Raw genomic sequence first — 12,785 nt, 5'->3', positions numbered from 1 at the left:
CTCACTTTAAAACTTGGCCTAAAGTGTAGCTGCGCTGCCCTGTAACCTCAACCTGCTTCGGTGATGCGCCAGCCAATAGGCCAGCAACGCCAGAGGCGTGTTGGCGATGCGCTGATCCTCCGCCATCGCCATGAAATCGTTGAATGAAATAAGCCTTGCGCGGATATTCTCGGCCTCGTCTTCCAGCCCGCCAATGCCTGCGGCGTCATCGGGCAGATCGGTGACGCCCACAAAGATGTGATAATACCCTGTTGAGTCGCCGGGACTGGAGTAGCCGCGTGCAACCGTTTCAAGCTGGCTGATCTGTAGGCCCGCTTCCTCGACCGCTTCGCGCAGAGCGGCGGTTTCGGGGTCCTCGCCGGGGTCGATACGGCCCGCAATCGGCTCCAGATGCCAGACCTCGGGGTCGCCGCGGCCCAAGGGCCCCATGCGCATCTGCTCAACCACCAGCACGACGTCGCGCACAGGATCGTAGGGAAGTACCAGCGCGGCATCGCCCGCAATGAAATACGACCGGTCAATGTCGGGCGAAAGCGTGCCGTCAAAACGGCTGTGGCGCAGAGTAACCTCGTTCACGGCAAAGTAGCCCGTGTAGGCGCGGCGCTGCTGCGTAATCTGGATGTCGCCCGCATAGACACCCTGCCCCGCAGCTGTGCGGTTGCCCAAGGTCCGCGACCATGCGCGGGCGCGGATCTGGCTGAACATGGCGGCGACCTCGTCACGGGTCGCGGTGCCTTGGTGGCCCATGACTTCGGTGGCGGCGTGACAAGACATGACGGCCCACCGGGCGCACCACGCGTCAAAATCCCACGCGCCATCCGTCTGCCAACGGTCGGGCGCGCAGACATAGACCTGCGTTTGTGTTCCATCCTGTAAAGCCACGTCGATCAGGTCATAGTCAAAGCCGCCCTCATAAAAGTTCAGATTTTCAATGTCTTGATGCGTCAATCCGCTGACGTGCAGCCCCTGCGCCTGCGCACCCTTTTCGGCGATCAACGCGGGAAACGGCGCATCCACAACCGAGCGTACGCTATAGCCCTCAAGCACGGCGTCTTGCAGCGCAATGGTGTCCAGCGGGCGGCCCAAGACGATCTCGAGCAAGGGCGCGTGGCGCAATGTGCCGTAAAAGAACAGTGCGGATGTCATCGCCTTAGCGCCACATCTTTGCGGCCAGATCGGTTGCAGGCCCGATTATAAGGGCACCGATCACTGCGGTGATCAGGACGGGGGCTGTTGCAATCATCAACCCGTACTCGGACGCGATCAGAAAGATAGCCGTTATGGCCTCCATCGGGCCATCATAACGGTTGCGCATGGCAAGGCGGAACATCTCGGCGCACGAATGAACGCCCAGCCCGTAAATGAACAAAACGGCGGTGCCTGTCAGGCCGTTGTTGATGCCCGGTACAAACCCGCGCCCTGCACGGCTGCCGATGACGGTCCAGCCGACAAACAGCCCAAGGAAGGCGTTGACGTAGTTAAACCAGCCAAAGTCTGTGCCTTCGGGCATCAGCGGCCTGATCAAATCGGACAGGATGTAACCCAAAGCGCAAAGCAATAGGGCGGCAACAAGGCGTGCTGCGGTGGGCATGGAAGTGGTCCTTTCGGTCGCTAACGGCCCAAGGTCAGGCCGGTTTGCGCACCGTAATCTGCGTCACGTCACAATTTCCACTGTCAAATGTAGCCGCGCAGGAAGTGAGGTAAAAATTCCACATGCGTTTGAACCTCTCGTCAAAGCCCATAGCCGCGATCTGGTCCCATTTGTCGTTGAATGTCTCGTGCCAGCGGCGCAGCGTGATGTCATAGCTTTTGCCGAACTCGATGGATTTCTCGACGGCAAGGCCCGCCTTTTCGATCTGTTCCCGCAAAACAACGGGGCTGGGCAACATCCCGCCTGGAAAGATGTATTTCTGGATGAAATCCACGCCGCGTTTGTAGACCTGCCAGCGGCGGTGGGCCACTGTGATGATCTGGAAGGTCGCGGTTTTACCGGGTTTCAGACGCTCGCGGACGGTTTCGAAGTAGACGGGCCAATACTGCTCTCCTACCGCTTCAAACATCTCGATGCTGGCGATGCCGTCGTAGTGGCCCTTCTCATCGCGGTAGTCTTGCAGCTTGAAGGTGACTTTGTCGGAAAGACCTGCTTTTTCAATGCGCTCGACGGCGTAGTTAAACTGTTCTTCGCTGATGGTCAGGCAGGTCACATGCAACCCCCGTTCGGCGGCAGCATATTCAGCAAAGCCGCCCCAGCCGCAGCCGATCTCAAGCACGTGATCGCCCGCGACCACGCCCATCTCGTCGACCATGCTTTTGTATTTGGCGATTTGTGCGGATTCCATGCTTTGCTGCGGATCGTCAAAGATCGCGCTGGAATAGCTCATCGTGTCGTCCAGCCACAGGCCGTAGAAATCATTGCCCAGATCATAGTGATACGAGATGTTCTTGCGCGCCTGCCCCTTGGAGTTGCGTTGCAGCCAAAAGCGCAACTGCTCGAACTTTCGGACCAGCCCCATACCGGGAAAGCCGTCATAGATGTCTTCGTTATCGGCGTGGATGAAATCCATAAAGGCTTGGAGGTCCGGTGTGCTCCACCAGCCGTCCAGATAGGCATCACAAAAACCCAGATCGCCTTCGCGGATCAGGCGGGCGAACAGATCGACGTTGTGGATGTCAAGCTCGGCCACGGGACCGGGGTTTTTGCCTTCGGCACGGAAGCGGCGGCCATCAGGCAGCACAAAATCAATACGGCCAAAGCTGAGTTGCGAGGCCATCCCCATGACCTGCGCAAAATAGCGCGGCAGGTTTTTTTGCCCGGTTGTGGAGGTGAGGATCATAGCGTGCCCTGACTGTGTAACATTTGATTGACCGTAGGTGTAATCGTTAACTTTTGGAACACTTAAAATCCCCTGTTTTCATAGGCATGCAACGCACGGTTGCGTCCTTCTGAAGGATCCACAATTGCCGCAGGGTAAGGCGCTTGGGGGGACAGATCCCAGCTGCGCGGGACCGCGTCAAAGTATGACAACGCCGTGTCGCTGGGGTCTGTCTTCCCTTCGGCGATCCAGCGGCCCGTGTAGTCGCGGTTCTTGTCGAATTTATCCAGTTGGGTCACGGGGTTGAACACCCGAAAATAGGGTGAGGCATCAGGGCCAGAGCCTGCGGACCATTGCCACCCCATCGCATTCGAGGCGGGGTCCCAATCAATCAGGCAGTCCTCGAACCACTTTTGCCCGATCCGCCAGTGACACAGCAAATGTTTGGTCAGGTAGCTGGCGACGATCATGCGGCCACGGTTGTGCATACGGCCCGTCACATACATCTCGCGCATGGCGGCATCGACAAAGGGGATGCCCGTGCGGCCTTGCTTCCATGCGATAACGTGGGGGTGGCTCTCATCCTCGTTCCAGTTGAATTGGTCCCAATCCTCGCGCCAGTTGTCGGTCAGGATGCGCGGGGTGTGGTGCATCAGGTGATAGGCAAACTCGCGCCAGACCAGCTCTTTCAGGAAAATCTCGGCGTCGGATTTGCCGTCGTGCAGCGCCCGCATCCCCGCATGCCAGCACTGGTGCGGGCTGATTTCGCCCAAGGCCAAATTTTCACTCAGGCACGAGGTGCCGTCCACGCCGGGCAGATCGCGGGTGGTACTGTAACGGTCAACCTTGCTGTCCAGAAACACGGCAAGCCTGTCTTGGGCGGCCTTTGCGCCCAGCTGCACATACGGGCGCAGCACATCCGCCCCGCGCCGCATCGCGGCCGCCATTTGCCAATCGTCCAACGTATCAGAGGCGGGCCAGTTGTCGGGATGCGGCAGTGTTTCGGGGGAGCCAAGCGGGGCTTCGACATCACGGTCTTTTACCGAGCGCCAGAACGGCGTGTAGACTTTGTAATAGCCGCCTGTCTTTGTCTCGACGGACCATGGCTCAAACATCAGATGGCCGCCGAACGATTTGGCATCGGTGCCTGCCTCTTTCAGGGCGGATTTCACAGCGGAGTCGCGGGCCACGGCGTCGGGTTCGTACATGCGCGACCAATAGACGGTCCCTGCCCCCGTTTGCGCGATCAGCTCTTGCAAGACCTCCAGCGCATCGTCTCCACGCCGCAGGATCAGGCGGCTGCCCGCGTCCTCCAGCGTCTTGGCAAAATGCGCAATTCCCAGACCCAAACGGTATTTCGGCGCCGCACCTAAGCGCGCGACCGCGCTGTCATAAATGAACACAGGGATCACAGGACGTCCCGTGGCACAGGCGGCATGAAGGGCGGGATGGTCGGCCAGCCGCAGGTCGCGGCGCAGCCAGATCAGAATGGGGGACGTATCGCTCAACTCTTACTGCCTCTTTGGTCACTGTTCCTTAATGAATTAGACCAGTCTGCGCAGGATCAAGGTGCCGCATTCATAAAACATCGTCCAAAGCGGTCAGAAGCTGGTCCATTTCGGCCTGCGAGGTGTAATGCGTAAAGCTGAGGCGCAGCACGCCTTTGTCCGTGTCCACGCCCATCGCTTGCAAAGCGCGCAAGGCGTAGAAGTCACCGCCCCCCGCCATAATGCCGGCGCGGGCCAGATCGGCGGCAACCTCTTCGCCTGCACGGTTTAGCGCCAGCGCCACGGTCGGCGCGCGCCCCGCCGCGCTGTCAGAACCGATAAGCCGGACCGAATTGCGCGTCTTCACCGCATCCAGAAGCTGTTGCAACAGCCCGCTTTCATGATCGCGCATCATGTCATGAACCGCAGCACCGCGTGCGACGGGGTCGGCATCGCCGCCAACGTGATGGGCATAAAGCGCGTCGATATAATCGGCCATGCCCGCACAGGCGGCAATCTGCGCGTGATCCGGCCCTGCGGGGGTAAAGCGCTTATAGAGCGACCCTGCGTTGAAGTAGTGGCCCTGATTTGGCAGCAACTCCCCCAAGGCGCGGCGGATCACCATCAGTCCCTGATGGGGCCCGTAGGTTTTATAGGCCGAGAAGAGGTAGATGTCGGGGCCCAGATGATCCACATCGACAAACCCGTGCGGCGCATAGGAAACACCGTCCACGCAGACAAAAGCACCAGCGGCATGGGCCAATGCGGTGATCTCGCTCACAGGGTTGATCTCTCCCACCACGTTGGAGCAATGGGGAAAGCAAACAAGGCGGACCTTGTCATCAAGCAAGTCTTCAAGTTTGGCAGGATCCAGATGGCCTGTGTCGGGGTCGATGGTCCATTCGCGCACCTCGATCCCGCGATCGGCCAGCCTGCGCCACGGGCCTGTGTTCGCCTCATGGTCCTGATTGGTGACGATGATCGCCTCACCCTTCTGCATCATCTGGCCAAAGGCATTCGCCAGAACATAGGTGTTTGCAGTGGTCGAGGGGCCAAAGGACAGCTCGTCCGGTGCGACCCCCAGAATGGCGGACATGCGGGTGCGGGCCTCGTCCATCTCATCGCCGCCAAGGGTGCTGGCGGTATAGGGCGCATAGGGTTGCACCTTGCGCTGGGTGTAGAACCGCGTGAGCCGGTCAATCACCGCGCCACATGTATACGACCCGCCCGCATTCTCGAAAAAGGCCTGACCTTGCAGCGACGGCTCCGCAAAGGCGGGGAACTGGCTGCGCACAAATTCTGTATCAAGTTTCATGGCGCTAGGATGTTGCAACACCGCCCTGTCGTCAAATGCAAAACGCCCCGAAGCGGACTTCGGGGCGTTTCGGTTTCATGTGGTGTGGCGGTTATTCCGCGGGGTCTGCGACTTGGACCGCGGTGGCGGCCACGCCCGCTTTTTCGCGGCGCCCGTCACGCCAGATCGCCTTGAGCACAGACACGCCCATCAGCGCCATGACGATGCTGAACGGCAGCGCACCGATCACCATCGCCGTCTGGATCGCGCCCAGACCGCCCGCGATTATCAGACCGCCCACAACCAGCGCCAAAGCCACACCCCAAAAGATGATGTGCGGCCGCGCTTTTGGCCCTTCGTCGCCTGCGGCATTGATGGTGTTGATGATCAACACAGCCGAATCCGCCGACGTCACCAGATAGGTCAGCAGCAAGATCACCACGATCAGTGACATCGCCCACGCCAGTGTCGGATCAAGGATCACGGCCAGCATGGCAAACAACTGGTCGGACTGGCCCGCACCGGTGATTGCCCCGTTTGCATCGCCGTTCAGCTCCAGATCAATGGCCGTGCCGCCCACGATGGCGAACCAGACAAAACACATCACCGCAGGAATGATGATCGCGCCCAGCACGTATTCGCGCACTGTCCGCCCGCGTGAGATCCGCGCAAGGAAGACGCCCACAAAAGGTGCAAAAGCAATCCACCACGCCCAGTAGAAGATGGTCCAACCCCCCTGCCAGCCGTTCAGCTGTGTCGCGACCGAGCCTTCGACCCCGTCCGACGACCAGACGGTCAGGATGTTACCGGGGATCGAGATCAGGTAGTCCCAGATGCCCACAACCAGCGCCTGCAACCCAAAGAAGGTCGAGCCGAAGATCAAGAAGAACGCGAGGATGAAAAAGCTAAGCCCCATATTGATGTTCGATAGCCACTTGATGCCCTTGCCCACGCCCGACAGTGCCGACAGGGTCGACGCGCCCATGATCACAGCCAAAGCCACGACAATCGCGGTGATCGACATGGATTTGGAGCCATCCTCGGCCACGGTATAAAGCCAGTCACCAAATCCGATGCGGCTTAGCCCCGAGATGAACTGCTCAACCCCGAAGCCCAACGTCTGCGCCACCCCCAGCACGGTCGCCACCACGGCCACCACGTCAATGACATGGCCCAAAGGCCCCGACAGGGCGCGCCCGAAGATCGGCGTCAGCGCCGAGCGGATCGTCAGCGGCAGATCACGGCGATAGGAGAAATAGGCAAGGCTGAGCCCCACAATCGCATAGGCCGCCCAGGCCGCGATTCCCCAATGGGTGAAGGACCAGATATAGGCGTCGCGCACGTTGCCTGCGGTGCTGCCCTCGGTCAGGCCCTGAATGGTCGACGGGTTCTTGGCCCAGTGGTACAGCGGCTCGGCAGTGGCAAAGGTCAACATACCAATGCCGATGCCCGCGCCGAACATCATCGAAAACCACGAGAAATTCGTGAACTCCGGCGTGTCATCAGGGTGCCCCAGCTTCAGCTTGCCCGAGGCAGGCCAGACCGCAAGCACCAGACAAACAACGACAAAGAATGCCATCACAAAGACGTACCAGTAGTTAAATGTCGCTAGAATGAGCGCGTTGATGCCGGATAAAACGCCTGCGGCCTGCTCTGGAAAAGCGACGGCCCAGATGATCAATGCACCGACCAGTACTTTGGCCGATACCGTTACCGATCTTGTGAAGCCTTTGTAAAATCCTGAATCCGCCGTTGAAATCGGCAAATCCATAAGTGGTGGTTCAAGTGCCATTGTTGGTCCCTCCCAAATGGTCTGCCCCCACTCTAATTGTCTCAACCCGTTAAGCTACCTAAAAGTTTAAATAAATTTCTTTGCCCTCGAAATGCGTAGTCTGAAAATCAGGCCCTGTCAGCGACAAATGCGTGAAGCCGCTGGATGAGCCAGCCCCCGCTATAGGCGCGTTGGTCGTCGCAATCCCAAATAAATCCAGCGCGCAACGCTCGCCGATAGCACCATCAGCACGGCTAAAATCAGGCGCATGGTAAAAGCCGCTGTCGCACAGTCAGACAGGAATCCGCCCGCTGCACCCTCAGCCGCAAATGCGATCCCTATGGATGTCGCCCTGCCCCACATGGCGCGTCATGCGGGACAAGGCGGCGTGTCGCCATTACGCGTTTACGTCAACCACAACACGGCCCTTTACCTGACCGTTCAGAATATCCGCCGTCAGCTTGGGCAGATCGGACATTTTGGCAGGCACAACCATGGCCTCCAACTTGTCCATCGGCAGGTCTTTTGCAACACGTTCCCAAGCACGCAGACGGTTGTCATAGGGCTGCATGACGGAATCGATCCCCAACAGGTTCACACCGCGCAGCAGGAACGGGATCACAGTGGCAGGCAATCCCGCACCACCCGCCAAACCAACCGCCGCAACCGAAGCACCGTATTGCATCTGGCCCAGAACACGCGCCAGCATGGCACCGCCCACTGCATCGACACAACCACCCCAAGTTTCGCCTTCCAGTGGACGCTTAACAGTCTCGTTAATCTCTTCGCGCGCCACAATCCGCGTCGCCCCCAGCGATGTCAGATAATCTGCGGTCTCGGGCCGCCCTGTAACGCCGGCAACCTCATGCCCCAGATGCGCCAAAATCGCCACCGCAACCGAGCCGACTCCACCAGCCGCACCCGTCACCAAAACCGGACCGTCCTTGATACCGTGGTCTTCCAAAGCCATCACCGACAACATCGACGTGAACCCGGCCGTGCCCACAGCCATCGCTTGCCGTGCATCCAGACCCTGCGGCAAAGGAACCAGCCAATCCGCCTTGACCCGCGCCTTTTGCGCATAGCCACCCCAATGGGCCTCGCCCACACGCCAACCGGTCAGAACAACCTTGTCACCCGCTTTGTACCGCGGGTCCGAGGACTCCTCGACAGTCCCCGCAAAATCAATCCCAGGCACATGCGGATAGTTGCGCACCAACCCGCCGCCACCCGGGCTCATGCACAAACCATCCTTGTAGTTCACAGTGGTGTATTCCACCGCGACCAACACCTCACCCGCAGGCAAGTCATCCACGGAAATCTGCGTAATCGCAGCCGAGGTCTTCCCCTCGTCATTCTTATTCACAACCAACGCATCAAACATATCGTTCTCCTTTGGGGGCAGCCCCCTTTAATTTTTGCCTATTTTTCTGGCCTTGTATCCGCCGGGGTCGGGGGCTGGCCCCAGTCCGGCATTCACATCTTACTCAGACCCAGAATTCTTCATGCACCGTTGCATCGCGCAGCCCTTCGGGCGTTTGCACCTGCAGTTCCGTCGCGTCGTCCCAATGCGTCATCCGCACCATACCAATGGCCACGTTGGTGTTAAAGTCCGGCGACCACGCCGCCGAAGTTACCTGCCCCACGCGCTTTGTCCCCGCCATCAACGGCCAGACACGGTCACAGCCGGGCACTTTGTCCCCCGCGATCGAGATTGCGCGGATCTGCTGCACCGGACCTTCCTTGGCCACCCGCAACAAGGCATCGCGCCCGATACAACCGATGGCCGTCTGCGTGTCGCAAAACCTGCCCAAGCCGCATTCGTGCGGTGTGTTGTCGTCGGTCATGTCGTTGCCGTAACTCAGCAACCCGCCCTCGATCCGTTCGATCCCGTTGGGACAGCCTGCATGCACATCGTGTTCCTTGCCCGCCTCCATCAGCGCGTTCCACAAGGGCATCCCCATCTCGTGCCCGTCGCAATAGATCTCGAACCCGCCCTGTTTCGAGTAGCCCGAGCGCGCCACCACCATCGAGCGGCCCTCGAAGTCGAACATCCCGAAACGGAAAAAACGGATGTCGCGCACTGCGTCACCAAAGACATTGGCCATCAGATCGTCGGCCTTGGGCCCTTGGACCGCCAGCGGGCTGATGTCAGGCTCGTCAATCAGCACGTCCAGACGCCAGCCATTGGCGATGCCCTTGACCCAAAGCAGCAGGTCACTGTCGGCGATGGAAATCCACCAGCGGTCTTCGGCCAGTTTCAAACAAACCGGATCGTTAAGCATCCCGCCCGTCTCATCCACGATCGGCACATAGAAACACCGTCCCGGCATCATGGCACGCAGGTCACGCGGAGTGAGCATTTGCATCAGCTTGGCGGCATCGGGGCCGCGCAGCTCGACCTGCCGTTCGGCGGCGACGTCCCATATTTGCACCGCGTCCTTGAGGTGGCGGTAATCCTCCTCAACGCTGCGGAAAACCGTGGGCAGCAACATGCGGTTATAGACGGTATAGGCCGACACGCCCGCCGCCTCTACGCCCTCTGAAAACGGGGTCCGCCGCAAGCGGCGTGTCTGTGAAATCATCGCCATCAGGCGTCCTCCGGCATCAAGACCAGATCACTCACCGGAGGGGCAATGCCAGCGGCGCTCAGCATCTGGCTGATTTGCCCGCGGTGGTGGGTCTGGTGGTTGAACATATGGGTCACGCATAGACCCACGGGTTTGGTAAAGTGCTGCTCTGCGGCGACCGAATACCAGCTAAGGCTTTCGCGCAGATCCATGTTGGAGATCGTCTGCGCCCAGATGCGGATACGGCCGTCCATGCGAAACCGCTCTGCATCCCAAACGCCTGCAGTCTCGGTGAAACGCGGGCTGTCTTCCAGGGTCGTGTCGGGCTGCGGCACATCGCTGCAAAAGCGGCTCATCCACAGGGTGTCGGCCCATAGGATATGATTGAGCGTGCCCATGATCGAGCCGAAGAACGCGCCGCGCTCTTCGCTCAGCTCAGCTGCGCTCATCGCTTGAACTTTTCTTTTCAACTGACTGTTTTGCCACGCATTATGGCGGGCCAATAGCAGCAGATAATCCTTCTGGATCACGCAGCGCCCTTCCAGTCGATAGGGCAAATCTCGGCTGATTTGCCGCCAAAGTCCCACACGCGGCCATAGTCGCGGACCTTTGACTTCACGCCCACAGCTGCAATAATGTCGGGACCCATCCAGTATTTGGAGTTCGAGATCATCACCGGATGATCGGGGCTGGCCCCGTCGATCATCTCGATCTCGCCGCTGATCTTGCGGCCGATCTTGATCGCGCGTTTCTTGCCGTCGCGGATGATCTCGACGGGCGCGCGCTCGGCTCCGATGATCTCGGACACCAGCATGGTGAACAGACCGGTGGTCCCGCCCGCGGCCCCCGAGAAGATTTGCAGCAAGCCATCATAAGCCGCCTCGGTCGCCCGCTCGTCCACATAAGCGCCGACGCGCCAGTTGCCCTCGCCCATGCGGCCAGGGATGTCGACCAGAAGGCCCACGTTCAGACCGCTCAGGTCTTCGCCTTCAAAGTTGCCCTCGTCGATGGCGATGGCCATCCACGCGTGGCAGTGCCCTTCGGTGGGCGGGTGCGCGCCAAGGCTGACCACGCAGGGGCAAAACAATTCGCACGAGCAATTCAAAAACAGCTCTCCCTTCAGCGCCCAGTTGGCGGGTGTCATCGCTCTGTTTCCCATGGTCTTCCTCCCGTTTGTGTTATGTCAAATGCGGCCACGCGGCCACGATAGCAGCGCCCGCGATCAGCAAAGCGCCCATTGGTTTGGTCAGGTAATGTCCGATCTGCGGCAGTTTTTCCAAGACCATAAAGAATGTCGCCAGCCCCATCCACGCAAGGTTCATCACCCCGCCTGCAAATCCCAGCGCCATAAATGCCCAGCAACAGCCCACGCAAAACGTGCCAAGGCCCAGCCCCATACGGAACCCGCCGCCAAAGCCGGTTTTCCAATGACCAAGGAAATACATGCTTGGACTGTGGCAAACGCCGTGGCACACTTCCTTGGCGCGGGTGAATTGATAAAGGCCCGCCGCCAGCAAAAGCGCCACCGCAAACCAGCGCGAAACGGCTATGCCCAGCATGTCGATCACGCCGCCAAACAACAGCGCCAGTTGCGCGCCCGCCAAAACAAGGGCAAAGCCCACCCAGACGGCGAAATACCCCAAGATCACGCCGATGAAACCTGCCCGCGTGCCATTGGCCGATGCAATCAGGTCCTCATAGGCGCGCAGCGTCGGCACCAGCGTCGGCAGCATCATCGCGGCCATCATCGCCGCCCACATCCACGCCAGCGGCCAGAATTCCGCCATCGGCATCTTCATATCCATGCGCGGATCCATCCGGCGCATCGCCTCTCCCATGGCATCGGGGCGGCCCAATACGTCCAATCCCATCGACGTGCTCATGGTGATCATCATCCACCACGACACAAGGATCAGGCCGAAAAAGCCAAGCCACAGGGATGAGCGGAGCAGATGGGGCATGAAGCGGGACTCACTGATCGTATAGATGTCGCGTTGCAAAAGCATTGTCAGACAATTACTGTTTTGCCAAATGGTAAATGTAAGACATATGCAAATTGATCCAAAAAGCGCCGCTGACCTTTCCGCGCAAATCGCCAGTGCGATCCGTGACGAGATTATCGAAGGTCGGCTTATTGTCGATGCCCGCCTGCCGTCCGAGGCAGAGCTGGCCGATCATTTCGACGTCTCCCGCCCCACTGTGCGCGAGGCGCTGAAACGGCTTGCGGCGCAATCGCTGATCCGCACACAGCGTGGCTCATCGGGCGGTGCCTTCGTCAACCGCCTCAGCTTTGCGCAGGCTTACGCGCAGCATATCACCACTTCTACGCTGTTGTTGTCGATGAACGATGTAAGCTTCGAGACAGCCTGCGAGGCGCGGTTCGCGCTGGAGCGGTCTTGCGCGCAGATGAGCGCCGAGCGGTGCAGTGCCGACAATCTGGCCGCCATGCGGGCGGAAATTCATCGCCAAAGCCAACCCGGCCTCACGGATGAGGCGTTCTGCGCCTCGGATGTGACCTTTCACCGTGCGCTGGTGGACGGGGCGGAAAACCCCGTGCTGTCCTATCAGCTTGCCGGCGCTGTCGAGGCGATGCAGCCCTTGATGAACATGATCACCTTCACCGCCCGCGACCGTGCGCGGATTGTGGCGCTGCACACGCAGATTGCCGAAGCGGTCGAGGCACGCGACGGTATGGCCGTCAGTGAAGGACTGACCGCACTTGAGGTCGAGACGCAGACATTGGGGCGCAGCCTGTTTCAGTCTAAAAAGTAATCTAATTCAACGCTCTGTGGTCCGATCTTGCAGTGATTTTCTGTAAGGACCGGAGCGTATTCAAAAGCAGGATACAGT

Annotated in this window: 12 protein-coding genes; 1 reads left to right on the top strand and 11 read right to left on the bottom strand. The window is 59.6% G+C overall.

Annotated features, from left to right (window positions below):
- Positions 1-18: 18 nt before the first annotated feature.
- From ABMC88_RS09755 to ABMC88_RS09705, 11 genes are all read right to left on the bottom strand, one after another.
- Positions 19-1,146: an NUDIX domain-containing protein gene (locus ABMC88_RS09755; protein ID WP_349576691.1), complete on the bottom strand. Its 1,128-nt coding sequence runs from the start codon at positions 1,144-1,146 to the stop codon at positions 19-21.
- A 4-nt stretch (positions 1,147-1,150) separates the two neighbouring features.
- Complete coding sequence (locus tag ABMC88_RS09750; RefSeq protein WP_349576690.1) at positions 1,151-1,591, bottom strand: TrgA family protein; 441 nt, start codon at positions 1,589-1,591, stop codon at positions 1,151-1,153.
- Between the two features lie 34 nt (positions 1,592-1,625).
- Positions 1,626-2,834: a class I SAM-dependent methyltransferase gene (locus ABMC88_RS09745; protein WP_349576689.1), complete on the bottom strand. Its 1,209-nt coding sequence runs from the start codon at positions 2,832-2,834 to the stop codon at positions 1,626-1,628.
- A gap of 62 nt (positions 2,835-2,896) precedes the next feature.
- Positions 2,897-4,321, bottom strand: coding sequence for a cryptochrome/photolyase family protein (locus tag ABMC88_RS09740; protein WP_349576688.1), 1,425 nt, complete (start codon positions 4,319-4,321; stop codon positions 2,897-2,899).
- A gap of 70 nt (positions 4,322-4,391) precedes the next feature.
- Positions 4,392-5,615 (bottom strand): aminotransferase class V-fold PLP-dependent enzyme, encoded by a 1,224-nt coding sequence (locus tag ABMC88_RS09735; RefSeq protein ID WP_349576687.1) that lies wholly within the window; start codon positions 5,613-5,615, stop codon positions 4,392-4,394.
- 91 nt (positions 5,616-5,706) lie between these two features.
- Positions 5,707-7,386, bottom strand: a complete 1,680-nt coding sequence (locus ABMC88_RS09730) for a BCCT family transporter (protein WP_349576686.1) — start codon at positions 7,384-7,386, stop codon at positions 5,707-5,709.
- Positions 7,387-7,762: 376 nt separating this feature from the next.
- Positions 7,763-8,749, bottom strand: a complete 987-nt coding sequence (gene acuI / locus ABMC88_RS09725; protein ID WP_349576685.1) for an acryloyl-CoA reductase — start codon at positions 8,747-8,749, stop codon at positions 7,763-7,765.
- Positions 8,750-8,852: 103 nt separating this feature from the next.
- Positions 8,853-9,956, bottom strand: a complete 1,104-nt coding sequence (locus tag ABMC88_RS09720) for a dimethylsulfoniopropionate demethylase (protein WP_349576684.1) — start codon at positions 9,954-9,956, stop codon at positions 8,853-8,855.
- Positions 9,956-10,465 carry a DinB family protein gene (locus tag ABMC88_RS09715; protein WP_349576683.1) on the bottom strand — a complete coding sequence of 170 codons (510 nt, stop codon included), beginning with the start codon at positions 10,463-10,465 and terminating at the stop codon, positions 9,956-9,958. Before ABMC88_RS09715 ends, ABMC88_RS09720 begins: the two co-directional genes overlap by 1 nt.
- Positions 10,462-11,094, bottom strand: a complete 633-nt coding sequence (locus ABMC88_RS09710) for a DUF1326 domain-containing protein (RefSeq protein ID WP_349576682.1) — start codon at positions 11,092-11,094, stop codon at positions 10,462-10,464. Before ABMC88_RS09710 ends, ABMC88_RS09715 begins: the two co-directional genes overlap by 4 nt.
- Positions 11,095-11,113: 19 nt before the next feature.
- Positions 11,114-11,896: a DUF2182 domain-containing protein gene (locus tag ABMC88_RS09705; protein ID WP_349576681.1), complete on the bottom strand. Its 783-nt coding sequence runs from the start codon at positions 11,894-11,896 to the stop codon at positions 11,114-11,116.
- A gap of 88 nt (positions 11,897-11,984) precedes the next feature.
- On the opposite strand from ABMC88_RS09705, the gene ABMC88_RS09700 reads away from it, so the two are divergent.
- Positions 11,985-12,707 (top strand): FadR/GntR family transcriptional regulator, encoded by a 723-nt coding sequence (locus ABMC88_RS09700; RefSeq protein ID WP_349576680.1) that lies wholly within the window; start codon positions 11,985-11,987, stop codon positions 12,705-12,707.
- Positions 12,708-12,785: the final 78 nt, after the last annotated feature.

It is taken from the genome of Sulfitobacter aquimarinus, assembly GCF_040149565.1.
GTDB lineage: Bacteria > Pseudomonadota > Alphaproteobacteria > Rhodobacterales > Rhodobacteraceae > Sulfitobacter > Sulfitobacter aquimarinus.
This window is presented reverse-complemented; position numbering and strand designations above follow the sequence as displayed.

Coding starts and splice junctions, on each gene's coding strand:
- ABMC88_RS09745 (WP_349576689.1), bottom strand. CDS start 2,834: ATGATCCTCACCTCCACAACCGGGCAAAAAAACCTGCCGCGCTATTTT.
- ABMC88_RS09720 (WP_349576684.1), bottom strand. CDS start 9,956: ATGGCGATGATTTCACAGACACGCCGCTTGCGGCGGACCCCGTTTTCA.
- ABMC88_RS09750 (WP_349576690.1), bottom strand. CDS start 1,591: ATGCCCACCGCAGCACGCCTTGTTGCCGCCCTATTGCTTTGCGCTTTG.
- ABMC88_RS09735 (WP_349576687.1), bottom strand. CDS start 5,615: ATGAAACTTGATACAGAATTTGTGCGCAGCCAGTTCCCCGCCTTTGCG.
- ABMC88_RS09700 (WP_349576680.1), top strand. CDS start 11,985: ATGCAAATTGATCCAAAAAGCGCCGCTGACCTTTCCGCGCAAATCGCC.
- ABMC88_RS09710 (WP_349576682.1), bottom strand. CDS start 11,094: ATGGGAAACAGAGCGATGACACCCGCCAACTGGGCGCTGAAGGGAGAG.
- ABMC88_RS09705 (WP_349576681.1), bottom strand. CDS start 11,896: ATGCCCCATCTGCTCCGCTCATCCCTGTGGCTTGGCTTTTTCGGCCTG.
- acuI (WP_349576685.1), bottom strand. CDS start 8,749: ATGTTTGATGCGTTGGTTGTGAATAAGAATGACGAGGGGAAGACCTCG.
- ABMC88_RS09755 (WP_349576691.1), bottom strand. CDS start 1,146: ATGACATCCGCACTGTTCTTTTACGGCACATTGCGCCACGCGCCCTTG.
- ABMC88_RS09730 (WP_349576686.1), bottom strand. CDS start 7,386: ATGGCACTTGAACCACCACTTATGGATTTGCCGATTTCAACGGCGGAT.